The following is a 24,747-nucleotide window of genomic DNA, read 5'->3' on the forward strand; positions in this document are numbered from 1 at the left end:
GTGGACGCCGTTATCGTCGAGATCAGGGATGACATTGCCGTGCTGCGGCTCAATCAGCCGCAAACGATGAATGCTCTCAGCGCGGTGATAAAACGCGGCCTTGAGACCGAGGTCCCGCGATTGCTGGCGGACCGCGCCGTCCGATGCATCGTCATCACCGGGACGGACAAGGCTTTCTGTGCCGGCGGCGACATCACCAACATGGCCGATCGCAGCGCACCATCGGTGCGCGAGCGTCTGCATCAAAGCCACGCCTGGGTCAAATTGCTGCTTGCCGGTGAAAAGCCGGTGGTTGCGGCCGTCAACGGCGCCGCTGCGGGGGCGGGCTTTTCCCTCGCCATGATGTGCGATTTCGTGGTGGCCGCCGACAACGCCTATTTCCAGGCCGGTTTCCCCGGACTTGGCGCCGCTCCCGATTTGGGTCTGGCGCTGACGCTGCCCCGCGCCGTTGGAATGCTCCGTGCCAAGGACCTTCTGATGACCAACCGGCGGGTCACCGCCGAGGAGGCGCTGACGTGGGGAATGGCGACGCGCGTCGTTCCCGCGGCGTCCCTGATTCCGGAAGCGCTCGCGCTGGCGCAATCGCTGGCCGCCGGACCCGCGACTTCGCTCGGCTTGACGAAATCCCTGCTCAACCAGGCCTACAATTCGATCCCGGACTTTCTCAACGAGGAGGCGATGACCCAGGCCATCGCCTTCGGCAGCGAGGAGTTCGATGAAGGCGTGGCGGCCTTTCTCGGCAAGCGGAAGCCGCAATTTCGACGCCGCGGTCCGGTCTAGGCAAGTACCAGTTCGTCATACCCTTTCGCCGCCACCTCGTCGCATCTGGCGCGGTAGGCGGGAGCACTGCCGCTATAGCGCGCGACGATGCGCGTCTGCTTGCCTTCCACATTGCTGTTGATTCCGGTCATCCAGGAGTTGACCTCGTTGGAGAGCAGCCCCACCCCGAGCGCCTTGACGTGATCGGTCCAGGTCGCGACGCCCGCTGGCGTGGCCTCGACCCGCGTCAGGCCGGACTGCCGGGCATAACCGATCAGGCCGGTCACCCAGTCGACATTGTATTCGATGCTGCGCGGAATGTTGCCGAGCGCGGTGTGCGGTCCCATCAGCATCATCATGTTGGGGAAGCCGTCGACCATGACGCCGAGAAAGGTCTGCGGGCCGCTCTTCCATTTGTCCTTCAGCCGCACGCCGTCCACGCCGCGCAAGTCGATCCTGTCGAAACTGCCGGTGATGGCGTCGAAGCCGGTCGCATAGATGATGATGTCGAAGTCGTATTCCTTGTCGCTGGTCTTGATACCCTTGGGCGTGATGCGCTCGATCGGCGTCTCCGTGATGTCGACCAATTCGACATTGTCCCGGTTGTAGGCCTCGTAATAGAAGGTCTCCAGCGGCAGCCGCCTGGTGCCGAAGCCGTGATTCCTGGGGATCAGCTTTTCCGCGGCCTTCGGGTCCTTCACCCGCTGGCGGATCTTGCGTGCCACGAAATCGCTGATCGTCGCGTTCGCCTTGCGGTCGATCAGGATGTCGCGGAAATTGCCCTGCCAGATGCCGAAGCCGCGCTCGCTATAGAGTTTCTCGTAGAAGGCTTCGCGCTCTTCGTCGGAAACCTCGAAAGCCGCGCGCGGGTCCGGATTATGCAGGAAGCAGGCAAAGGTCTCCTGGCAGCGCCTGAATATTTCGGGGTAGCCGGCCTTGATCTTCTTCTGCGTCTCGGCATCGATCTTGCCGTTGTGCAGTGGCGCGCACCAGTTCGGTGTGCGCTGGAACACGGTGAGGTGGCCGACACTTCCGGCGATGGTCTGGATGGTCTGCACGCCGGTGGCGCCGGTCCCGATCACCGCCACCCGTTTGCCGGCGAAGTCGACCGCCTCATGCGGCCATCGTGCAGTGTGGAAGGATTGGCCCTGAAAAACGTCCACCCCTTCGATCCGCGGCAAAGTGGGGGAGGAGAGCGGGCCGATCGCGGTGATCAGGAAGCGGGCGCGAAAGCGGCTGCCGTCCTGCAGCATGACGCTCCAGCTGCGCATGTCCTCCGACCAGGTTGCGGCCGCGACCCGGCTGCGGAACTGGATATCGCGGCGCAGGTCGAACTTGTCGGCGACATGATTGAGGTAACGCAGCGTTTCCGGCTGGCCGGCGAAATGCTCGGACCAGTCCCACTCCTCCAGCAGTTCCTGCGAAAAGGAATAGCCGTAGGAGTAGCTTTCGGAATCGAAGCGTGCGCCTGGATAGCGGTTCCAGTACCAGGTGCCGCCGACGCCGGTGCCGGCCTCGAACACGCGCACCCGCATCCCCAGTTCACGCAATCGGTGAAGCTGGTACATGCCCGACATGCCGGCCCCGATGACGATGGCATCGAAGTCGAGAGCCGGCGTCACCTCGGTTGAGGCGCTGGCTTCACGCGAACCGGCCATGTGTCGTTTGCTCCCTGCAGGCGGCGAGATCCGGCTTTCTTGAAGCGAAGCCTATGCCCGGCTGACGTCGGGAGAAGGTAACCAGCGCTTCGGGCGTCGTGCAACGGCCATTGCGCCAACGGGGCTATGCACAAAGCTAACCCCGCCGCACGCTCGCGCCGCCGTCCACCGGCAACGTCACGCCGGTGATGAAGCCGGCCTCATCCGAGGCCAGGAACAGGGCCGCGTTGGCGACGTCCCAGCCGGTGCCCATCTTCCTGCGCAACGGCACTTTTGCATCGCGCTCGGCTTCGACCTCGGCGCGGCTTTTCTTGAACTCGCGGGCGCGGGTATCGACCGCCATCGGCGTGTTCATCAGGCCGGGCAGGATGACGTTGGCGCGGATGCCATACTGGGCATTCTGGTAGGCGAGCTGTTCGGTGAAGGAGATCATCGCCGATTTGGTCGCCTTGTAGGCGACATAGGGATAGGTGGTGATGGCGGCCATCGAGGAAATGTTGATGATCGCGCCGCTCATCTGCTGGCGCATGATCGGGATGACGTGCTTGGCCGCGAAGATGCAGCTTTTGAGGTTGATGGCCACGCAGCGGTCGAGCGCCTCCTCGGTGATATCCAGCAGCTCGGCATCGCCGCCGGCGATGCTGACTCCCACATTGTTGTGCAGGATATCGACACGGCCCCAGCGGGCGACCGCGTCCGATACCATGGACTTGAGCTCGGCATTCCTGGTGACGTCGGCCTTGAAAGCTGCCGCCGTGCCTCCGTCGGCGCCGATCATGTCGACCGTCTCCTGCGCCGATTTGAGATTGTGATCCACGCACAGCACGCGAGCGCCTTCGCGCGCGAAGGTGAGGGCGGTGGCGCGGCCGTTGCCGATGCCTTCGCCGGGGCTCTGGCCGGCACCGACGACGATGGCGACGCGATCTTTCAGGCGCATGTCAGTTCACTCCGGAATCGGGTACTGTTGCAGTACCTCTTTGTAAGTTGGTTCATTATCTATCTTCATGGTAGCGAGCACGCGGACCACGGCGCAGTAGAAGGCGATGGTGAGCACAAGGTCGGTCATTTGCTCATCGCTGAGCTCGTTCTTGATTTCGGCGAAGGTGGCTTCGGACATCGCGAGTTCGCGCACCATCTCGCGGGCGCCTTTCAGGATCGCGCTGGCGAGCGGCTCGAGGGTTGAGGATTTGCCCTCGGTCTCGGCCATCAGGCCGGCGATATCCTGATCGGAAACGCCGAACTCCTTGCCGATCTTTACGTGATGGGTGAATTCATATTCCGATTTCTCCATCCAGCCGACTTGAAGGATCGCGAGTTCGCGCAACCGCGGGTCGAGCTTGCTGTTGAAGCGGATGTAGCCGCCGACTCCGTTGAAGGCGCGCGCCATATCGGGCGAATTGACCAGCAGCTTGTGCAGATTGGTGTTGCGCTTGAGCATGTCGCGATACTCGGGCGCGATCTGGTCGGCCTCGAGATAGGGCAGGCGAGCCATCTTGTTATTCCCAGTTTTATGGCGTGGCCGACATCGGCCCGGGGGGTGAGAAGAGGAATTTGCTCCGCTTCCTGTCGTTGCACAATCGGGATTCGAGAACGAGTTGGACGGCGCCTGCTCTTGCACGTTGTGGAATGCCGGTTCGCAGGTTTCCAGCGCGCGCCCGCACAGCAACGGGGCGTGTCAGCCAATTCCGTAACACGGAACAAAATTCCGCTTGCATCGGAAACCAACCAAGGTTTCATGTTCGGCAACAAGCAGCCGAACTGGACGCCATGCGCGCTGGTCAATCGGCAATGAGGAAGCGTGATGGGGGCGTTGTCGCATCTGCGAATTGTCGAGATTGGAAGTGCGGCGGCGGCGAGCTACTGTGCACGCCTGTTTGCGGACTTCGGCGCGACCGTTCACAAGATCGAACCGCCGCAGGGTGACCCGCTTCGCCGCACCGCGCCATTGACGCCGAAAGGGCAGAGCGCGTGGTTCGCGTTCCTGAACTTCAACAAGTCGAGCGTCGCGCTCGATCCGGCCGATGCGGGCGCCGTGGCGCGGCTGACTGTGCTGATCGAAAACTGCGACATCCTGATCGATGGCCGCGACGTGGACGCGGCGGACTGCCCGGTATTCGATCTTGCCGCGCTCAAGACGCGCAATCCCGGCCTCATTCATGTCGACGTCAGCTGGTTCGGCCCCGACGGTCCCTATGTGAAGTTCGAGGCAACCGACTCGACCATTCGCGCGCTGACGGGCCTGGTCAAGCTGGTCGGTCCGGTCGAGGGGCCGCCGGCGCACGCGCCCGATTTCCAGACCGGTATTTTCGCCGGCCTCTGGGGCTTTATCGCCGCGGCATCGTCCGTGCTCGGCCGCATGCGGGACGGACGCGGCCGCACCAGCGCGCTCAGCATCTTCGAGTCGAGCATCGCCGTCACCGAATACATCATGTTCGAGTCGTTTACGCGCGGCGACATCATGCGCCGCATCGGCGTCAACCGCTTCTGGCCGACTTTTCCCGTCGGCATCTATGAAACCAAACAGGGCTGGCTGGGCGTCACCACGGTGACCCCGGCACAGTGGCGCGCCTTCTGCGAGATGCTCGAACTATATGACCTGCGCGATGACGCAACGCTGTTCATGGGCGTTGACCGATTGCTGCGCATGGAAGAAATCGAAAGCAAGTTCATACCCAAGCTGAAGAGCCGCACCGCGCAGGAATGGTTCGCGGAAGGATTGAAGCGAAAGATTCCGATCGTGCCGGTGCCGGATATCGGCGACCTGATCGGCGACGACGAGAAGAAATCTAGCGGGGCCATCGTCCCGATCGCCATCGGCGACGAGACCGGGTTTACCGCGGGCTCCATGCAGCGGCTGACGGGCACGCCGCCGCGGCGCGGCGGCGCCGTTCCGGCGATCGGCGAGGGGCAGCGAGCCGCATCTCCGTCAAGTGACGGGGCCGTACGCGCTCCGGCGACCAAACCGGGCGATCCAAAGCGCTTGTCGCTCGAGGGCGTGCGCGTGATCGACTTCTCGATGGGCTGGGCGGGACCGATCTGCACGCGGACGCTGGCCGATCTCGGCGCCGACGTGATCAAGATCGAGGCAACTCAGTATCCCGACTGGTGGCGCGGCGTCGACCGGCGGCCAGCCTACGTGCTCGAACAGATGTACGAGAAGTCGGTGCGCTACTGCATCATGAACCGCAACAAGCGCGGCATCACGCTCGATCTGACCCAGCCGCAGGGCCTGCAGCTTGCCAAACGTCTGCTCGCCGACGCCGATCTCGTCGTCGACAATTACTCGGTCGAAGTGCTGCCGAAACTCGGGCTGGGCTACGAAGTGCTCAGCCAGCTCAATCCAAAGATCGTCATGATGTCGATGTCGGCGTTCGGCGCGGGCAGCATCTACCGCGACTGCCGCGCCTATGGCTCGACGCTGGAGCAGGGCTCGGGGCTGCCGAGCGTCGTCGGCGACGCCAATGGACCGCCGGTCATGAGCCACACCGCGTTCGGCGATGCCGTCGGCGGATTGAACGGGTGCGCGGCCGTACTCACGGCTCTGATCCACGCAAGGCTGACCGGCAAAGGCCAATTCATCGATCTCGCGCAGATCGAATGCATGATGCCGTTTGCCGCGCCCTGGATCGTCGCCCATTCGATCGACGGCAGGACACCCGTGAAACACGGCAATCGTCATCCGGACTTTGTGCCGCATGGTTGCTTCCCCTGCGCCGGCAGCGACAACTGGATCGTGGTCGCCGTTTCCAGCGGCGAGATGTGGCCACGGCTGTGCAGGGTGCTGGGCCGCGCCGACTGGGCCGCGGACGAAACGCTGGGCAGCGCTGCCAACCGACGAAGAATCGAGAGCGAGATCGAGGCCGCCATAGCGAACTGGACCTCCACGCGCCTGCCCGACGATGCGATGGGCGCATTGCAGGCCGCCGGCGTCGCAGCGGGCGTGGCGCGGCTGCCGATCGAACTGCTGAAGGACCCGCATCTACATGCGCGCGGATTCATTCAGGAGATTGATCGGGCCTTCATCGGCCGGCATCCGCAACCTTCGATGCCGTTCCGCGAGAACGGTGCGCCGTTCGAGATTCGCTCGGCGCCGCCGACGCTCGGCGAGCACAATCGTGAAATACTCGCCGGCATGCTCGGACTGTCCGACGCCGAGATCGATCAGCTGGCACGCGAGGGCATTATCGGTACCGAAATGCTGATGGAAGAGCAGCTCGTGAAAGAGAAGAAGCGGGCGGCAGGCTGATGGAAACGGGCCGCCCGGCAGAACGTATATCGGCAGCGGCTGCCACGGGCAGCCCGCTGATGTCGGTGCGCGGGCTCGGCATTCGCTTCAAGACCGCGCAGGGCGTGTGGCAGGCGACGCGCAAGATCGACTTCGACATCGCGCCGGGCGAGCGCGTCGGAATCGTCGGCGAAAGCGGTTGCGGCAAGACCATCACCGGCCTTTCGATCCTGCGCCTGCTGCCGAACAATCTCTCCGGCCTGGACGGCTCGATCCTGTTCGATGACGTCGATCTGGCCTCATGCAGCGCAAGGACGATGCGCTCGATTCGAGGGCGCCGGATCGGGATGATCTTTCAGGAGCCGATGAGCGCGCTCGACCCGGTGTTTACCGTCGGGCACCAGATCGCTGAGACCCTGCGTGTTCACACCGATATCGGCAAGGAGGAGGCGCGGGCGCGGACCATCGATATGCTTCGCCGGGTCGGCATCGCGTCGCCGGAACGCCGCATTGACGATTATCCGCATCAGCTTTCCGGTGGAATGCGCCAGCGCGTCATGATCGCGGCCGCGCTGATCTGCTGTCCTCAATTGCTGATCGCCGACGAGCCGACCACCGCCCTCGACGTCACCGTGCAGGCGCAGATCCTGGAACTGCTGCGAAGTCTGAGCGAAACCTCGAATACCGCGCTGATGCTCATCACCCATGATCTCGGCGTGGTCGCCGAAACCTGTACCCGCATGATCACCATGTATGCGGGCGAGGTGATCGAGGATGCCGGGGTCGACGCTGCGCTGGTTCGGCCGCTGCATCCCTATACCTCCGGCCTGTTGCGCTCGCTGCCGCACCTCAGTCCGCGCCTCGGAAAGTTGCCGTCGATTCCGGGCCGTGTTCCCTCGATTGCCGACATGCCTCGGGGGTGCCGATTCAAGGCCCGCTGCCCGCATGCCGCCGCGGGCTGCGAGGCCGAGCAGGAACTGCTCGACGCCGGCGAAGGCCGCAAGGTGCGTTGCTGGCGCTTCCGGGAGCTCGAATTGCCCGGCGCGTTGCAACACGCGGCCTCCGCGCCGATTGCGGCAAGGGTGGCGCGGCAATGATGTCCCCGGGCGCCGAAACCAAAGCGGATCCGATCGTCTCGGTGCGAGACCTCGAGGTGGGCTTTCAGACGATGGATCGCCGCGCGACGGTGAAGGCGGTCGACGGCGTCAGCTTCGACGTCCGCCGTGGCGAGACGTTCGGAATCATCGGCGAGTCAGGATCGGGCAAGACAACGATCGGCCGTGCGCTGGTGTTTCTCCTGAAGCCGACGGCGGGCGCCATTCTGCACAATGGGCGCGACCCGCAAGCGTTGCCGCGGAAGGCGTTCCAGAGCCATCGCCGCGACTACCAGATCATCTTTCAGGATCCGAATGCCGCGCTGAATCCGCGCATGACCATCATCTCGTCGGTGCTGGAGCCGCTCGAGCTGGCGCGTGCAGGCACCAGGACCGAGCGCGTCGCGCGGGCACGGGAGGCGATGGATCGGGTCGGCTTGCCCCAGGAGATTGGCGAGCGGTATCCGCACCAGCTTTCCGGCGGACAAAAACAGCGCGTCATCATTGCACGCGCGCTCACGCTGCGGCCGAAGCTGATCGTCTGCGACGAGGTGGTGGCGGCGCTCGACATGTCGATCCGCGGCGACGTGCTCAATTTGTTTGCCGAGCTGCAGCGCGACCTCGGCTTGACCTATGTGTTCATCACCCATGACCTGTCGGTGGTTTCGCACATCAGCAACCGGATCGCGGTGATGTATCTCGGCCGCTTTGTCGAGCTTGGCCCGGCCGAGAGCGTTTCGGGGCGGCCACTGCATCCCTATACGCAGGCACTGTTGTCGGCGGAGCCGTTGCCGCTGCCGTCGAACCTGCGCAGCGACCGTCGCATTATCCTGCAGGGCGAGATCCCGAGCCCGATCGATCCGCCTTCGGGGTGCCGTTTCCGCACCCGCTGCCAGTATGCGCAAGCGGTTTGCGCCGGGCAGACACCGGCCTGGCGCGAACTGGAGCCGGATCACTGGGTCGCCTGCCATTTCACCGATCGCCCGAATTTTTCGCCGAGCTAACGATCATCACCTTCGATGGAGGACAATGCCATGACCAGAGTAAAGATGTGGACGACACGACGCGAGGCGATGGCGTTGCTATCGGGCGCCGTGGCCGGCATCGCGCTCGGCGGCAACGCCCATGCACAGGGCACGCCGAAGCGCGGTGGCGTCCTGCGCATTTCGGCGCCGACCAACCCCTCGAGCCTCGATCCGGCCACCGGCGGCGCGGGCTCGGATCACGCGTTTCTGTTCACCATGTACGATACCTTGACCGAGTGGGACTTCGAGACCCTGAAGCCGAAGCCGGGTCTCGCCGAGAGCTGGAGCTTCACCGATCCAACCACCTTCGTCATCAACATCCGGCAGGGCGTGACCTTTCATGACGGCACGCCGCTCGATGCGGAGGCCGTCAAGTTCAACCTCGAGCGCAACAAGAGCGATCCCAAATCCAACATCAAGGCGGATCTTGCGACCATGGCGTCGGCGGCCGTCACCGGTCCGATGCAGGTGACCCTGAAACTGAATGCACCCGACGCCGCATTGCCCGGCATCCTCAGCGATCGCGCGGGCATGATGGTGTCGCCGACGGCGCTCAAGGCCAGCGCTGCCGGCAACGTCGCGCGCACGCCGGTCGGCGCCGGCGCCTACACCTTTGTCAGCTGGGCGGACGGCGAGCGCATCGTCGTCAAGCGCAATGAAAAATACTGGAAGGCGAACCGGCCTTATCCCGATGGCATCGAATTCGCGATCATTCCCGAGCTGACCACGGGCGTGCGCTCGGTCACCGCCGGACAGAACGATCTGATCTATCAACTGCCGCCGCGGCAGAAGGTGGTCGTGGAACGCTCGAACAACCTCAAGATATTCAACGGCCCGACGCTCTACGTCTTCCAGATCTTCCTGAACTGGGCAAAGCCGCCGTTCGACGACATCAGGGTGCGCAAGGCGTTCAATCTGGCCATCGATCGCGAATCCTTCGTCAAGGCGGCGCTCGCGGGCCTTGCTGAGCCGGCCTACATGAACCTGCCGAAATCGCATTGGGCCTACGACAAATCGGTCGCCGCGCTCACGCCTTACGATCCCGATCGGGCGCGCAAGCTGCTCGCCGAAGCGGGCTTCAAGGAAGGGACGATGATCGAATTCGTCGGCTATCCGGACCAGGACTCGGTTCAGCGCCAGGAAATCCTGATCGAGCAGTTGCGCAAAGTGGGCATCGGCGTGCGCTTCCTCAATGCACCGATCGCGGAAGCTTCGGCGGCGTTTTTTGGCGCCGAGAAACGGGGCTCCGGGCTGCTCGCGGCCTGGACCGGACGGCCGGATCCGAGCCTGACCTACTCGTTGATGTTCACCAAGGACGCCTATTACAACGGCGGCAGGGGGGCGGTGCCAGCGGAACTGGAAGCCGCAATCAAGGAGTCGCGCGCCTCCGAAGACATCCAGATCCGCAGCAAGGCATTCGCGACCGTGCAGCGGCTCGTGATGGAGAACGCCTTCGTCGTGCCGCTCGCCTTCCAGTTCGAACTGGTCGCGATGAACAAGAAGGTGCAAGGCTACAGGCCGAACCTGCTCGGCAAGCCGAAATACGACGACGTCTGGCTGGAGAGCTAGGAGGATGGCGCGACGAAGTCCGGCAAAGGTGATCGGCAGCCGCCTGTTGCAGGCGCTGCCGGTGATCCTGCTCGCGACTTTCATGGTGTTTTCGCTGCTCAAGCTGGTGCCCGGCGACATCGCGGTGACGCTGGCGGGCGACAACGCTTCCGACGTCCGCATCGCCGAGATCAGAAAGATATACGGTCTCGACCGGCCGTTCATGGTGCAGTACGGCTCGTGGCTCGGAAACGCCGTCCAGGGCGACCTCTCGCAATCGCTGCTGACGGGGGAGAAGGTTGCGGTTTCGATCTCCCGGGCCTTTCCCAACACGCTGCTGATCGTAGCTATCGCGCTATTGCTGGCGCTCCTGACCGGAATCCCGATGGGCATCGTGGCGGCGATCAAGCCCAACGGCTGGGTCGACAAGCTGGTCAGCATGGTCGCTTCGCTCGGTGTGGCGATCCCCGGCTTCTGGCTCGCCATGATCCTGGTTGCCGAAATCTCACTGAGACTGAACTGGCTGCCGGCCACGGGAGCGAAATCCTTCGCGGTATCGCCGTGGGAGGCGATCCGGCATGCACTGCTGCCCGGCATAGCCATCGCAGCTTACGGCATGGCGGAGGTGGCGCGGCAGTTGCGCGGCTCGCTGCTGGAGGTGTTGTCGTCGCAATATGTGCGGACGTTGCACGCCAAGGGACTCTCGATGGCCAGAATTCTCTGGCAGCACGGTCTCAAGAACGTCAGCGTCAATCTGTTCACCATCATCAGCCTGCTGGTCAATCGCATGCTGGCGGCGACCGTGGTCATCGAAGCCGTGTTCGCCATTCCCGGCCTGGGAAGTTTGATCGTCCGCGGCGCCATTCAGCGCGATTTCCCGATCGTGCAGGGCGTGGTGTTCACCATGGTGATCGTCGTCATTCTGGTCAACCTGATCGCCGATCTCCTGTGCGCGGCGGTCGACCCAAGGATCGAGCAATGAGCGACCTTGTGCTCCGAGGCCAGCCCCGCCCGGCGACAGTGACGCCCCTGCGCCGCTTCTTCAGCTGGCTGGCCTCGGATCTGCGGGCGGCGCTGGCGATCGTCGTCCTGCTCGGACTCGTCATCGTCGCGGTCGGCGCGCCGTGGATCGCGCCCTATTCGCCGACCGCGCAGGACATCAACAACATGCTGGCGGCACCCGGTCCAGGCCATCTGCTCGGCACCGACGATCTCGGCCGCGACATCTTCAGCCGGCTGATCTACGGCGCGCCGGCCACCGTGTATGCGAGCCTGCTCGCCGTCAGCGTCGCCGTCGCCATCGGGTTGCCGGTTGGATTGGCCGCTGGTTTCTTCGGCGGCTGGACCGATGATATCATCAGCCGCGTGATCGATACCTTTCTTTCGTTTCCCGCCATCGTGCTGGCGATCGCGGTGACCGGCGCGCTGGGCATCGGGCTCACCAATGGAATGATCGCTGTCGGCATCGTGATGTTTCCGGCGCTGGCGCGGATCGTACGGGCGCGCACGCTGATCGTGCGCCAGGAACTCTATGTCGATGCGTCGCGCTGCTTCGGCGCGCCGGCCTGGCACATCCTGTGGAAGCACGTGTTGCCGAATTCGCTGCAGCCGGTCATCGTCCAGGTGACCCTGCTGTTGGCCGCCGCACTGCTTGCGGAAGCAAGCCTCAGCTTCCTCGGTCTCGGCATCCAGCCGCCGAACCCGAGCTGGGGCGCCATGCTGGCCCGCGCCTATCAATACATGGAGATCGCCCCGGAGCAGATGTATGCGCCCGGATTGGCCATCCTCGTCATTTCGCTGGCGTTCAACGCGCTGGGCGAGTCCTTGCGCATCGTACTCGATCCCACCATGAAGGATCGCTGAGCTTCAACCGGAAACATTCATGCCCTTCCATAGACTTCTGATCGCCAATCGCGGCGAAATCGCCATTCGTATCGCCCGTGCCGCCGGTGAAACCGGCCTTGCCACCGTCGCCATCTACCCATCGGATGACGCGCTGTCGCTGCACGTCCGGGCCGCCGACGAAGCCCACGAAATTCCGGGGCGGGGCGCGCGCGCCTATCTCGATGTCGAAGCGGTGATCGCGGCTGCGAAGGCTGCGAATTGCGACGCGTTGCACCCCGGCTATGGTTTTCTCAGCGAGAATTCGTTGCTGGCGCGCCGTTGCGCAGAGCAGGGGATCGTTTTCGTCGGGCCTTCCCCCGAAGCGCTCGATTTGTTCGGCGACAAGATCGAGGCCAAGCGGCTCGCCAGGCGCTGCGGCCTGCCCGTGATCGAAGGCACCACCGGCCCGACCACGCTGGAGGAGGCCAAGGCTTTCTTCGCCTCGCTCGGGGCCGGTGCGGCGATCATGATCAAGGCGGTGGCCGGCGGCGGCGGCCGCGGCATGCGGTTCGTCGAGGACGCCGCAAAGCTGGAGGAGGCCTATGCGCGTTGCCAATCCGAGGCGAAGGCCGCCTTCGGAAATTCCAACGTCTATGTCGAGCGCCTGATCCGCAAGGCGCGCCACATCGAGGTGCAGATCATCGGCGATCACTACGGGGCGATAAGCCATTTGTGGGAACGTGAGTGCACGGTCCAGCGGCGGAACCAGAAGCTGATCGAGGTCGCACCGAGCCCCTCGCTGAGCGATGGCTTGCGTACCCGCATCATCGATGCGGCAAAGGCGCTTGCAGCCGCAGCGCATTACGACAATCTCGGCACCTTCGAATTCCTGGTTGATGGCGAGACAACCGTCGGCGATCCGGCGTTCGCCTTCATCGAGGCCAATCCGCGGCTCCAGGTCGAGCATACCGTGACCGAAGAGGTGCTGGGTGTCGATCTCGTGAAGTCGCAGCTCGCGGTCGCCGCCGGCGCTACCCTGGCCTCGCTCGGCCTGGCGCAATCGGCCGTTCCGGCGCCACGCGGCTTTGCCATGCAGCTCCGCATCAACATGGAAGTTATGGACGAGAAGGGTGCGACGAAGCCGACCGGCGGTACGCTGGCGGTGTTCGATCCGCCTTCCGGCCCGGGCGTGCGCGTCGATACTTTTGGGTATGCCGGGTACAAGACCAGTGCAGCCTTCGACTCTTTGCTGGCCAAGGTGATCGTTCATTCGCCGGCCGCAAGCTGGCCCGATGTGGTGCAGAAGGCAGCGCGCGCCTTGCGCGAATTCCGCATAGGAGGTGTCGCCACCAACATCCCGTTCATCCAGGCGGTGCTGGCGCATCCGGATTTCGCCGCCAACCGCATTGCCACCGACTTCATCGATACCCATGTCGCCGCGCTGGTCTCCGCCACAACGGAAATCGCACGGCCGCTGTTCTTCGCTGCCGGGGAAGCGGCTCCATCTCGCAAGGTCGAAGAGCCCGCCGCCGGTCCGGCCGGATCGGTGCCGGTGGCGGCGCCCCTGCAAGGCACCATCGTCGCCATCGAGGTCTCGGAAGGGGATCTGGTGCGCCCGGGGCAGCAGATCGCCATCCTCGAATCGATGAAGATGGAGCACCTGGTCGCGGCTCCGCACGGCGGCAAGGTCACGAAGATTGGCGCCGCAAGCGGCGCGACGCTGATGCACGGCGAGACCATCCTGTTTCTCGAGCCGGCCGAGATCGAGGGCGGCGAGGTTGAAGAAGAAGCCGCCATCGATCTCGATCATATCCGCCCCGATCTTGCCGATCTCATCGCCCGCCACGCGATCACGCTCGACGAGAACCGTCCAGCCGCAGTCGAGCGCCGGCGCAAGACCAATCAGCGCACCGCGCGGGAAAATATCTCGCAACTGGTCGATGAGGGCTCGTTCGTCGAATACGGATCGCTGGCGATCGCCGCCCAGCGCCGCCGGCGCAAGCTCGATGACCTCATCAGGAACACGCCGGCCGATGGCCTGATCGCGGGCGTTGCCACCGTGAACGCGGACAAGTTCGGCGTTCAAGGTGCCCGCTGCATGGTGATCTCCTACGACTATACCGTGCTGGCCGGTACCCAGGGCCACATGAACCACAAGAAGATCGACCGCATGCTCGGCCTGGTCGAGCAATGGCGGATGCCGCTGGTATTCTATGGCGAAGGCGGCGGCGGCCGCCCGGGCGACACCGACCGGCTTGGCATGACCGGCCTCGACGGGCCGTCATTCGTTCAGTTTGCGAAGCTCTCCGGCCTGGTGCCGGTCGTGGGCGTGGTGTCCGGCTATTGTTTCGCCGGCAACGCCGCGATGCTGGGCTGCTGCGACGTCATCATTGCGACGAAAAATGCGTCGATCGGCATGGGCGGCCCGGCGATGATCGAAGGTGGCGGTCTCGGCGTCTACCATCCTGCGGAAGTCGGGCCGGTGTCGTTTCAGGCGCCGAACGGCGTCATCGACATTCTCGTCGAGGACGAGGAGGAAGCCACCAGCGCCGCGCAGAAATACCTGTCTTACTTTCAGGGCTCAGTTGCCTCATGGAAGGCGCCGGATCAGCGCCTGCTGCGGCGCGCCATCCCCGAAAATCGCCTGCGGGTCTATGACATCCGTACGGTCATCGATCTCCTCGCGGATGAAGGATCGGTGCTCGAGATTCGCCGGGATTTCGGCGTCGGCATGATCACCGCCTTCATTCGTATCGAAGGCAAGCCGTTCGGACTGATCGCCAACAACCCGAAGCACCTCGGCGGCGCGATCGATGCGCCGGCAGGGGACAAGGCTGCGCGCTTCATGCAGCTCTGCGATGCCTTCGACATTCCGATCGTGTCGCTGTGCGATACGCCGGGCTTCATGGTGGGACCCGAGGCCGAGAAGACGGCGATCGTGCGCCACGTCGCCCGCATGTTCGTGACCGGGGCCAGTCTGACCGTGCCGCTGTTTGCCGTCGTGCTGCGCAAGGGCTATGGCCTGGGCGCGCAATCCATGATCGGCGGCGGTTTCCACGCCTCCTTCTTCACGGTGGCGTGGCCGACCGGCGAGTTCGGCGGCATGGGCCTGGAGGGCTATGTCCGGCTTGGCTTCCGCAAGGAAATGGAAGCGATCCCTGATCCCGTCGAGCGGGAGAAATACTACCAGGCCAAGGTTGCCGAGCTCTACGCCAACGGCAAGGCGACCTCGATCGCGTCCGTCCTCGAGATCGACGAAGTCATCGATCCCGCCGAGACCCGCCGCTGGATCATGGCCGGCCTCAATTCCGTGCCGAAGCCCGAACCGCGCGGCCACCGCAAGCGGCCCTGCATCGACGCCTGGTAGCATAGCGAGCCTCTTCAGGCTTGCTGTGCCGATGAAGTCTGTCGTGAGGGCAGATTTCCGTCAGGACTGCCAGCATCGCTGCAGACGCGTCCGTTCGCGTGCGATCTCGAAAATTGCGTCGTCGATCTGACATCGGCGGATGGTCATTTCGCGCAGTCAGGGGCGGATGTCGTCATTTCAGATGGAACCAGTATCATCGCGACGTTGCAGAACGTCTCGCTTGCCGCCCTTCATGCCAACGACTTCATGTTTTCGTGATCCGTGGCCCGAAAAGGCTTCGCTGCCGCCTCAAGGGGCGGCAGCTTTTTTCTGGGTGCTGAGATTGTTTTGGCTTCACCAGTAGGCCGCCCTGCGGGATTGCGAGGCCATCACCTGATTTGCGTCAGTTGAGCGGACGCCAGTATCAATTTTATACAATACGACGCCATGTGCCAGGGCAATGCCGGCGATGGCGCATATCAGTAAGATTCGATTCAACACGATTCGCTCCTCTGGAATAGCGGAGCCACAGATAGGTTTCGATCGGCTCGTCGTCCTCCCCCATTCGAACGAAATCCGATTACAATATTTTGATCCGCGGGCGAGGTTGACACGGCGGCCGCCTGCCGCCGTGTCAAGCAAGTATCCGGAAGGAGAGGGGTCAGTTCGCCAGCGGCGTGGAGAAGCCTGCAACGAGCTTGACCAGATCGGCCTGGCGGCCGACGCCGGTCTTTTCGAACAACCGGCTGAGGTGGGTCTTGACGGTGGTGGCTGCAACGCCGAAAGACGCGGCCACCTCGGGAACGCCGCCGATGTCGACGATGGCAAGCAGGACGCGCAGCTCGGTAGGCGTCAGCTTGTACATCTCGCCGATGACCTCGGCAGGCGAGGACTCGAGAGCGGCCTTTCGGACGAACAATGCGGCGACCGCATTGTAGGCAAGGCTGGCGCCGCGCCGCGCACCGGAGGTCAGCGGCAACACATGGGCGATGTAGCGTTCGCCATTATGCGCGGTCAACGGCAGCGCTGTCCCCTTGACGCCGAGAACGGTGTCACCCGCGCTCGCGGCGACGAGGATATCGCGCAAGGCTGCGTTGGTCGCCGCGTCGCCGGCGACAAGCTGTCCGCAGGCGGTTTTGCGGAGGAAATCGGTGGCCTCAAGAAGGGCGCCGCCGGCGGAGTTGGCATGGACAATGCGGCCGCTGGCGTCGACCAGGACCATGCCGGCACTCAGCCCATCGAAGATATCCGTAAAGCATATCGCCTCGGCTTCCTTGTGATGGATGGTCTTGCCGATCAGCAGCGCACGACGCACGTGGGGAATGACGAGCGCCATGCGATGGCGCATTTGGTCATCGACCAAGCCGCTCGTCTCCTGCCGCGCAACGCTGAGGAACGTGCAGCTCGTCGCCGACTTATCGATCACCGCGCTCGCAATGTCGCCCCAGCCATGCGGCCGCGCCCACTCGCGATAGAAGCGGCCGCGGCGAAATTCATCATAGGGCACGAGATCTTCCGCGCTTACGATCTGATCGATGCCGGCGGACATCGGATCCGCCGTCGAATCGAGCTTCGGATAGCTCTCCGAATAGGCCTGCAGGGTCTCGGGATCATTCCCGATGTAACAGTAGAGATTCTCGGAATCGTTCAGGGCATGTTTCGATAGGAGGCTGCCCGAATGGCCACCGGTAAAGCCGGCAATTCTGTCGAGAACATCGGTTCGTAGGTCGGGGTCGAATACGGCGTCATAGATATCGCCGATCAGTGCGGAAAGCTGCTTTCTATCATCCATTATTAGTTGTCCCAGGGAAAATGACGTGGAAGGAAATAACGGTCGCGTCCCGTCGCCGAGACATTACGATTCAGTGGCATTTCCGTGGCAGGTCAAGCCGGGCACGTCATTGCGTGGCGCAAAACGGCTAGGCGACGCTTCAAATTAACGTGTCGGTGTGGGAGCTGGATTCTCCAGACGCGACGGCATCCTCCAATCGGAGGAGGCGGAGATCCGTTCAAGAAATCGTAATCGCTTGTCGTCTGACCGAATGACGACCGGGAGCCGGCTGGACTCTATGTTCGAGGGATACGCAACATAGCAAGCGAGGCAGGCCGATGCACGCATACAGCAACGAAGCTACGCGGTCATCCGAGCCGATGGTGGTCGCAACGCGACGGAGCGGGCGGAAGCGGCGAATCCTTTCCCGGCTGCGCAGTTTCGGACGCTTCGCTGGATCACGCATGAGCGGGATATGGACAGGTCTGATCAGGGCGCTTCATGACTCGCGACGCCGGTCGGCGGTGGGCATAATGGCGCAGTACCGGCATCTCATCCAGGACGATAGTTGTGCCGATTGCAAGGGGCCTCAGACCCGGTCGTCCGATTTTGCAGAGCGATAACGCGATGCCGTGGCGACCTTGTTTCGTGCTGGCGGCCCTGATGGTCATCTTCGCATTCGCGCATATACTGACGCTGCAAAGACTAAATGCAATGCAGAATGAGAACCCGACTGCGGTCGGCAGGCTGGCTGACTAAATCCCGCCGGGTGCACACCGCCCGCTGCGCCCGGAATCCTGCCTAGAGGGGCAATCCGACGCTGTGCAGCGCATCGAAAACCCGGTCGCAATAGGATTGCGGCAGCGGTGGCAGACCTTGTTGCACGTCAGTGATGGTCAGCTCCGGGTAGTCCTCCCGCAGCGCAGTTACGCTGCGGCGGGCTTCGGATTCATCCCCGATCAGTACATAAGCGGGACACATGGTGCGGTGGATCCAGGTCGCCGACGGATGCTCGGTTAGCGCGCGTTGCTGCCAATGGGCGGCTTCCGAATAGCGCCCGGACTCGAAATGGGCGCAGCCGATCCCAACCATGCTGTTGAAGGCGAGACTGTCATGGGGCGCGAGGTCGAGCGCTATCTTGAACCGCTCGATCCCCGAGTCCGCGTCGCCGTTGTAAACGTCGATCCATCCGCTGCGGCTCCAGGCCCAGGCGGAACCGCCGTCGATCGAGAGCGCCTTGCGGATGATCAGATTCGCGGCATCGAGGTCGTGCAGGAAGGTGAGGGCGTTGCCCAGCACGGCAAGCACGGTGGCGTCCCCGCCAAGACTTTGCGCCTTCCGTGCCAGTTCAGCGCTTCGCGCGCGGTCTTCGGTCGGAGTCGTGGCGAAGTGATAGACCACGCGCTGCCCATATGCCCATGCCGCGAGCGCGGTCGCCAGTGCATGACCGGGGTCGCGTTTCATCGCCCGTTCGAGCAAGTCCAGCGCGTACGCGTTGCCTTCGGCATTGAGCGAAAGAACGAAGGGCATCGCCCGCAGCGCCAGGTCGTGCGGACTCAGATCGGCGTCCGGCTTGCGGCCGGCGCGATCGATTTCCGCCAGGCGCAGGCATGGTTGCATCGCCGCCACGATTTTGGTGGCGAGATGCTCGTCGAGGGTGGTGTCATCTCCTGGCGGGCCATCGGACCGATGCGCGGTCAGGTGACGGCCGGTTTCGGCATCGATTAGCCGGAGGGTCAGGTGTGTTTGTCGATCCGATCCGTTGATCGTGCCCACGAGATGGTAGCGCGCCGCGCCGGGTTGACGGGTAACGATGGCGCCGGCCCGGTTCAGCGCAGTGGTGAGCTCATCGGCGATACTGCGCGCGATGCCGCCGTGTTCCGGGGCGGCGTCGATCGGGCCGAGCGCGACCATGGGCTGGTCGCGGCTGGAGACGAAAGAGGCAGGCATCGCCGAGAGCGCATCGTTGAAGACGGCCTGCCGCTTCAAGGTCTGCGACGGCGTTTCGCCGAACTGGCGGCGATAGTCGACGGAAAACCGCCCGAAATGCGGGAAGCCGCAACGCAGGGCGACATCCATCACCTTGGCGTCGGGCAGGCCCTGCAGCAGTTCGCGGCGCGCGCTCTCGAACCGGACGTCGCGGAGGGCGGCGCGGGGCGTCTTGCCGAGAAACAGCCGGAATTGCCGCTGCAGCGTACGGCTGGACAAGCCCGCCGCCCCGGCCAGTTCGGTCACGCTCCAGTCGCGCCCGGGATTGCCGCGCATGGCATCAAGCGCGCGGCGGACGCCGCGCGGCAGCGGCGCCGAGTTCGAAGTTCCGTGGGCGCATGCATTCATGGAGACACTCCGGCGATATGACTGTGAACACCGATGGCGGTGAAAAATTTCATATTCGGGATAGCCCTGTCGCGAACTGGATAGAGACGGGATGCCTCTTGGACTAGGTCTGCGGAACCGGGATTAGGTTCAGCTCAGGAGCAATTTTAGCGACAAGGGTCTGATCCCGATCTGCGGAACATTGAGCATTGCGGGCAGCGCCGATTGCGGCGAGCCAAAAGCACCAGCATCACCATCAAACTTGAACGGAGAAACAGTCATGGTTGCATCCACGGCAGTGCAGGACACCCAGCCCAGCCCAGTCGATCTGGGGGCTCTCAAAACACGCCAGCAAGGCGCCTGGTCTTCCGGCGATTATGCGGTGGTCGGAACCACGCTTCAGATCGTCGGCGAGGAACTGTGCGAAGCCCTCGATCTTCACGCCGGGCAGAAGGTTCTCGATGTCGCCGCCGGTAACGGCAACGTCACGCTCGCCGCGGCCCGCCGCTGGTGCGACGTGGTATCGACGGACTATGTGCCGAGCCTGCTCGAACGCGGCCGGCTCCGCGCCACGGCCGACGGTTTGTCGATCGAGTTCAAGGAAGCCGACGCGGAGGCGCTGCCTTTTGCCGATGGCAGCTTCGATGCGGTGGTCTCGACCTTCGGCGTCATGTTCACGCCCGACCAGGACAAGGCGGCGGCGGAATTGCTCAGGGTATGCAGGAGCAAGGGCAAGATCGGCCTCGCCAACTGGACGCCCGAAGGCTTCATCGGGCAGCTGTTCAAGACGCTTGGCAAGTACTTGCCACCGCCGGCCGGTGCGAAGTCGCCCGCGTTGTGGGGGACCCGGGCACGGATTGCGGAAATGTTCGGACCTTCAGCCCTCGTCATCGAGGCCGAGCCACGCAACTTCGTGTTCCGCTACCGGTCGCCGGAGCACTTCATGGAGATCTTCAAGAGCTATTACGGCCCGATACTCAAGGCCTTCGCCGCACTCGATGCCGCCGGCCAGCAGGGGCTGCGAAACGACCTGCTCGCGCTGATCGGGCGGATGAACCGCGCCGAGGACGGCACGATGGTCGTTCCGAGCGAATACCTCGAAATCGTGATCGCCAGGCGCTGATCCGGCTTTCTCCTGGCGAGGAAGTTCGCGCAGGCCGGCCGCCGGGCATCCGGCGGCCTTGCCTCGGCGCAATGCCATCCGCAGAGCTTGTCCGTTCTTGAAGGAATTGCTCGGACCATGATCGAAGATTCGCACGGATGCATCGACTACGACGAATCCGGAGAGGGCCGGACCGTCGTGCTGGTGCCGGGATCATGCAACACCGGCGCCGCCTGGCGGCCGGTGATAGCGCAGTGGGAGAACAGCTATCGCTGCGTCACCACGAGCCTGCTTGGATATGGCGGCACGCTGGAACGGCGCAGCGCTGACGACACCGATATTGCCCATGAGGCGGTAGTGCTGGAAGCGGTGATCCGGCGCGTGGGGTGCCCGGTGCACCTCGTCGGCCACTCCTTTGGCGGCCTGACGGCACTCGCCGTCGCGCTTCGGGCGCGTGTGCCACTGTTAAGCCTGACCATCGCCGAGGCGCCGGCGCTGGAGATCCTGCGGCACATGGGGGAATATCGGCACTATCTGGCGTTCCGGAAGATGTCCGAATCCTACTCCAAGGCCCATCAGGCCGGCGAGACGACGGCGATCGAACAGATGATCGATTTCTATGGCGGTGCGGGGACTTTCGCAGCGTGGCCGCAGCGCGTTCGCGATTACGCATCGCAGACCACCGCGGTCAATCTCCTGGACTGGGCCAGCGCCTACGGTTTCGAGCTGACGTCGGGGTTGCTCGCGACCGTCAAAATTCCGACGCTTGTGTTGTGGGGCGAGGCCAGTCACCCCGCCGCCAAGCGCGCGAACCAGCTTTTGGGCCAGTGCATACCGGACGCCGCCGTCGCCACCATCGCAGGCGCGGCGCATTTCATGATTTTGACCCATGCCAGGGAGGTGGCGGGCATGATCGAGCGACACATGGCACGGGCGGAAGGCAGGGTGGCGGCGGCTGCGGCGGTGCCGGCCAACTGAATTTGAGTTCGTCGTCGGCGACAAAGGGGACCCGAACCGTCGGATCCCCCGGATTGCAGATTGGATATTGGCGATTTCGCCGATCGACCGCGGTCGGATGAAGCGACCGCTATTCCGCGACGGGCCTCGCCCGAGCCGCCAAATTCCTTCGGAAAATCCTTCAGCTTCGGCAGGCCGTCCCGCATCGGCAGCACCGTTTCGGCATAATTGACGTGAACGCCGGGAGCGAAAGCAAGCGTCGGGATCGTCGCGGCGAATACGTCGACGAGTCCCAATGGCGGGTGATTGGTCATCAGATGCCCGCCGCACTTCGCACAGTATTGGCGCTGGCTGAGCGGGGTCTTCTGGAACGTCGCCACATGTCCGGCTCCCGATGTTATGCGCACGGCTTCCGGCTTCCAGAGGCTGAAGGCATTCACGGGTCCACCGGACCACGAACGGCAGGAACTGCAGTGGCAATAACCCATGGCCTCCGGCGAGCCGGTGACCTCCAGTTTGACAGCGCCGCAGAAGCAGCTTCCAACATGAGCCATGGCTCTTCCTTTCGAGTTGGGATGTTGCCTGTCCACCACCAAGCGGCCGGGGACAACTGGCTCTGCGTTAGCAGGCCGGCTGCCGCGCCGCGTCCGTCGATTGGATGATGGAGCGACATCAATTCGTGATCTCTCGTGATCCATTGCAGTTTGCTTGCGCGTCATCGCAAACATCCTCCGACCGCACGACGCAATGCATCGCGTGCAGCGTTACGGTGTGGCCGAATCTCGCTTCATGCGAGATCATCGATCGAGGAGGTTTCAGTGGGAAATATGGTCGCCATTTCGTCGAGCAAGCTGGCGCTGGCCTGTGCGGATTTCCTGTGGCGGCAGGATGCAGCCCTGCGAAGCCTCGGCCTGGAGCGGTTATCGATCGACGCGGGCCAGGCCACGGTCGCCATGACCGTGCTGCCGGGCATGGTCAACGGCATTGGCATCACGCACGGTGGTACGATTTTCAAACTCGCCGACTCGGCATTTTCACTGGCCAGCAACGCCTACAATGAACGGACGGTCTCCGCGCATTGCAGCATTTCGTTCCTGCGGCCGACCAAGCTCGGCGACCGTCTCGTGGCGAGAGCGACGGAGGTCGTGCGTTCCGGGCGCTCCGGAATCTATGACGTTCGCGTGACTTTCGAAGATGAAGTGGTGGCAGAATTCCGCGCACATTCGCGCGTCATCGGCGGCACCCTGCTGTCGACTGCGCTCTGATCTTCACGGTTTCGATGCACCCGCAATATGCCGGCCCGCGATATAGCCGAAGGTCAGCGCGGGCCCGAGCGTGATGCCGGCGCCGGGATAGTTGCCGCCCATGATACTCGCCATGTCATTGCCGGCGGCATAGAGCCCTTCGACGACGCGGCCATTGCCGTCCAGCGCGCGGGCGCTCGCGTCGGTTCTGATCCCGGCATAGGTGCCGAGATCGCCGATCACCATCCTGATCGCGTAGAAAGGTCCGTTTTCGATCGGGGCGACGCAGGGGTTCGGTCCGTGCAGCGCATCGCCCTGAAAGCGGTTATACGCGCGCGATCCCTTGCCGAAGGCCGTATCCTGTCCGCTCGCCGCCGATGCATTGAACTGCGTCACCGTCGCCTCGAGCCCTCGGGCGTCGATGCCGGCGTTGGCCGCCAGTTCCGCGAGCGTAGCGCCGCGCATGAGGTAGCCGGTGCTGAGGTGGCGGCCGATCGGCATCGGAAACGGCGGCACGCATCCCAGGCCATATTTGCGCAGGGTTTTGTGATCGCAGATGAGGAAGGCGGCGATCTCTTCGCCGGGCTTGGCGGCCTTCATCATGTCCTGGACGAAGTCGTGATAGGAGTTGCCCTCGTTCGCAAAGCGCACGCCGTCGCGCATCACAGCGATCACGCCGGGTTTGGCGCGATCGATGAAATGCGGCATCACGCCGCTGGTGCCATCCTTCCGTTTGGTGACCGATACCGGCACCCATGCCGCGGCATTCGGCAGTGTGTCCTCGACGCGTCCACCGACCGCTTCCGCCATGCGCAGGCCGTCGCCGGTGTTGCCGGTTGGGCCGGGTGAATAATGCTGGGTACCATCGGGCGCATGCGGGAACATCGCCTTGCGCCTGGCAACGTCATGCGGGAAGCCGCCGCAGGCCAGCACCACGCCGCGTCTGGCATGGACGCGGACGAGGCGTCCTTCCCGCTCGACCACGGCGCCGCGCACCGCGCCGTTTTCGACGATCAATTCGCGGACGGGGGATGACAGCCACAGGGGTATGTTGAGGTCGAAGGCGGATTTCGCCAGCCGTCCGGCAAGCGCGTTACCGTTGGTGAGCGTCATGCCGCGGCCGTAGCGCATCACGTCCATGAGATGGCGGGACAGCCGTTTGGCGACATAAACCGCCGATGTCAGCGATTTGGTCGCGCGCATGAAGTGGATGATCTCCTTGCCCGACCCCAGCATCATGCCGAACACGGTCAATTCCGGCAGCGGCGCACCGAGATCCTTGACATGCGGGCCGAGCTCGCGTCCGTCGAACGGCCGCGTCACCATCGAGCGGCCGCCCTGCGTTCCGCCGGGTGCTTCGGCATGATAGTCGGGAAACACCAGCGGCATGTCGAAACGAAGTGCGGTTTGCGAGGTGAAGAAATCGACCGCTTCCGGTCCGGCGGTCAGAAAGGCATCGACCCGCGCCGCGTCGAAGCTGTTGCCGGCTTCATGCCGCAGATAGGTTCGTGCTTCATTCGGGCTCTCCTTGATGCCCCAGGCGTGCGCCAGCGACGTTCCGGGAATCCAGAGCCAGCCGCCGGAGCGCGCGGTGGTGCCGCCGAAATGCGGCTCCTTCTCGACAATGAGGACATTGAGGCCGTTGTGACCCGCCGTGACGGCTGCGGACATGCCGGCGGCGCCGGAGCCGACCACGAGTGCGTCGCATTCATAGGTAGTGTCAGCGCCATCGCGCATGCCGTCCGTCACGCCGCCCCTCCCGGTTTTTCGAAGCAAAGCTGCTTTTGCCTGAAACTGCAATAGCATCACCTATGCTGTGGCGCATGCTGACAGGCTGAAACGAACTGGCTATCAATGAATGCTGGGAGGAAAAAATCG

18 protein-coding genes and 1 pseudogene are annotated in these 24,747 nt (G+C 63.7%); 11 read left to right on the plus strand and 8 right to left on the minus strand.

The window, feature by feature from the left end; translation table 11 throughout:
- A complete protein-coding gene (locus tag KMZ29_RS08850) occupies nt 1-780 on the plus strand; it encodes an enoyl-CoA hydratase/isomerase family protein (protein WP_249779863.1) in 780 nt (259 codons plus the stop codon).
- Here KMZ29_RS08850 and KMZ29_RS08855 read toward each other — a convergent pair.
- From KMZ29_RS08855 to KMZ29_RS08865, 3 genes are all read right to left on the minus strand, one after another.
- Nucleotides 777-2,417, minus strand: a complete 1,641-nt coding sequence (locus KMZ29_RS08855) for a flavin-containing monooxygenase (RefSeq protein WP_215623340.1) — start codon at nt 2,415-2,417, stop codon at nt 777-779. The genes KMZ29_RS08850 and KMZ29_RS08855 overlap by 4 nt on opposite strands.
- Nucleotides 2,418-2,553: 136 nt before the next feature.
- Complete coding sequence (locus KMZ29_RS08860) at nt 2,554-3,354, minus strand: SDR family NAD(P)-dependent oxidoreductase (RefSeq protein ID WP_215623341.1); 801 nt, start codon at nt 3,352-3,354, stop codon at nt 2,554-2,556.
- A 6-nt stretch (nt 3,355-3,360) separates the two neighbouring features.
- Nucleotides 3,361-3,909 carry a carboxymuconolactone decarboxylase family protein gene (locus KMZ29_RS08865; RefSeq protein ID WP_215623342.1) on the minus strand — a complete coding sequence of 183 codons (549 nt, stop codon included), beginning with the start codon at nt 3,907-3,909 and terminating at the stop codon, nt 3,361-3,363.
- Nucleotides 3,910-4,218: 309 nt separating this feature from the next.
- On the opposite strand from KMZ29_RS08865, the gene KMZ29_RS08870 reads away from it, so the two are divergent.
- Genes KMZ29_RS08870 through KMZ29_RS08900 form a run of 7 tightly spaced genes read left to right on the plus strand, consistent with a single transcriptional unit; the run spans nt 4,219 to nt 15,500 of the window.
- On the plus strand, nt 4,219-6,663 hold the full coding sequence (locus KMZ29_RS08870) for a CaiB/BaiF CoA transferase family protein (RefSeq protein WP_215623343.1): 2,445 nt from the start codon (nt 4,219-4,221) through the stop codon (nt 6,661-6,663).
- On the plus strand, nt 6,663-7,739 hold the full coding sequence (locus KMZ29_RS08875; protein WP_215623344.1) for an ABC transporter ATP-binding protein: 1,077 nt from the start codon (nt 6,663-6,665) through the stop codon (nt 7,737-7,739). Before KMZ29_RS08870 ends, KMZ29_RS08875 begins: the two co-directional genes overlap by 1 nt.
- Nucleotides 7,736-8,740 (plus strand): ABC transporter ATP-binding protein, encoded by a 1,005-nt coding sequence (locus KMZ29_RS08880; RefSeq protein WP_215623345.1) that lies wholly within the window; start codon nt 7,736-7,738, stop codon nt 8,738-8,740. The genes KMZ29_RS08875 and KMZ29_RS08880 overlap by 4 nt, the downstream gene beginning before the upstream one ends.
- 30 nt (nt 8,741-8,770) lie before the next feature.
- Complete coding sequence (locus tag KMZ29_RS08885) at nt 8,771-10,330, plus strand: ABC transporter substrate-binding protein (RefSeq protein ID WP_249779865.1); 1,560 nt, start codon at nt 8,771-8,773, stop codon at nt 10,328-10,330.
- 4 nt (nt 10,331-10,334) lie between these two features.
- Nucleotides 10,335-11,291, plus strand: coding sequence for an ABC transporter permease (locus tag KMZ29_RS08890; protein ID WP_215623346.1), 957 nt, complete (start codon nt 10,335-10,337; stop codon nt 11,289-11,291).
- Nucleotides 11,288-12,172, plus strand: a complete 885-nt coding sequence (locus tag KMZ29_RS08895; RefSeq protein ID WP_215623347.1) for an ABC transporter permease — start codon at nt 11,288-11,290, stop codon at nt 12,170-12,172. Before KMZ29_RS08890 ends, KMZ29_RS08895 begins: the two co-directional genes overlap by 4 nt.
- Nucleotides 12,173-12,191: 19 nt before the next feature.
- Complete coding sequence (locus KMZ29_RS08900; RefSeq protein ID WP_215623348.1) at nt 12,192-15,500, plus strand: carboxyl transferase domain-containing protein; 3,309 nt, start codon at nt 12,192-12,194, stop codon at nt 15,498-15,500.
- Between the two features lie 640 nt (nt 15,501-16,140).
- On the opposite strand, the gene KMZ29_RS08905 is transcribed toward KMZ29_RS08900, so the two are convergent.
- The 3 genes from KMZ29_RS08905 to KMZ29_RS26865 form a co-directional block, all read right to left on the minus strand.
- The gene (locus KMZ29_RS08905; RefSeq protein ID WP_215623349.1) at nt 16,141-17,271 is read right to left on the minus strand and encodes a helix-turn-helix transcriptional regulator; all 1,131 of its coding nucleotides are present in this window, start codon (nt 17,269-17,271) and stop codon (nt 16,141-16,143) included.
- Nucleotides 17,272-18,051: 780 nt separating this feature from the next.
- Nucleotides 18,052-19,587, minus strand: coding sequence for a helix-turn-helix domain-containing protein (locus KMZ29_RS08910; RefSeq protein ID WP_215623350.1), 1,536 nt, complete (start codon nt 19,585-19,587; stop codon nt 18,052-18,054).
- Nucleotides 19,588-19,716: 129 nt separating this feature from the next.
- Entirely contained in the window at nt 19,717-19,848 is a 132-nt protein-coding gene (locus KMZ29_RS26865; RefSeq protein WP_256442503.1) for a hypothetical protein, read from the minus strand.
- On the opposite strand from KMZ29_RS26865, the gene KMZ29_RS08915 reads away from it, so the two are divergent.
- Together KMZ29_RS08915 and KMZ29_RS08920 are read left to right on the plus strand one after the other, a co-directional pair.
- Complete coding sequence (locus tag KMZ29_RS08915; RefSeq protein WP_215623351.1) at nt 19,847-20,689, plus strand: class I SAM-dependent methyltransferase; 843 nt, start codon at nt 19,847-19,849, stop codon at nt 20,687-20,689. The genes KMZ29_RS26865 and KMZ29_RS08915 overlap by 2 nt on opposite strands.
- Before the next feature lie 117 nt (nt 20,690-20,806).
- Complete coding sequence (locus KMZ29_RS08920) at nt 20,807-21,646, plus strand: alpha/beta fold hydrolase (protein WP_215623352.1); 840 nt, start codon at nt 20,807-20,809, stop codon at nt 21,644-21,646.
- 125 nt (nt 21,647-21,771) lie between these two features.
- Here the strand turns inward: KMZ29_RS08920 and KMZ29_RS08925 are convergent.
- Nucleotides 21,772-22,179, minus strand: a pseudogene (locus KMZ29_RS08925) (GFA family protein); the annotation flags it as partial.
- Between the two features lie 273 nt (nt 22,180-22,452).
- Between KMZ29_RS08925 and paaI the strand changes: the two are divergent.
- Nucleotides 22,453-22,890 (plus strand): hydroxyphenylacetyl-CoA thioesterase PaaI, encoded by a 438-nt coding sequence (gene paaI, locus KMZ29_RS08930; protein WP_215624201.1) that lies wholly within the window; start codon nt 22,453-22,455, stop codon nt 22,888-22,890.
- A gap of 3 nt (nt 22,891-22,893) precedes the next feature.
- Here the strand turns inward: paaI and KMZ29_RS08935 are convergent, their stop codons facing one another.
- Entirely contained in the window at nt 22,894-24,606 is a 1,713-nt protein-coding gene (locus KMZ29_RS08935; RefSeq protein WP_215624202.1) for an FAD-dependent oxidoreductase, read from the minus strand.
- Nucleotides 24,607-24,747 lie beyond the last annotated feature (141 nt).

Source organism: Bradyrhizobium sediminis (assembly GCF_018736085.1).
Lineage (GTDB): Bacteria > Pseudomonadota > Alphaproteobacteria > Rhizobiales > Xanthobacteraceae > Bradyrhizobium > Bradyrhizobium sediminis.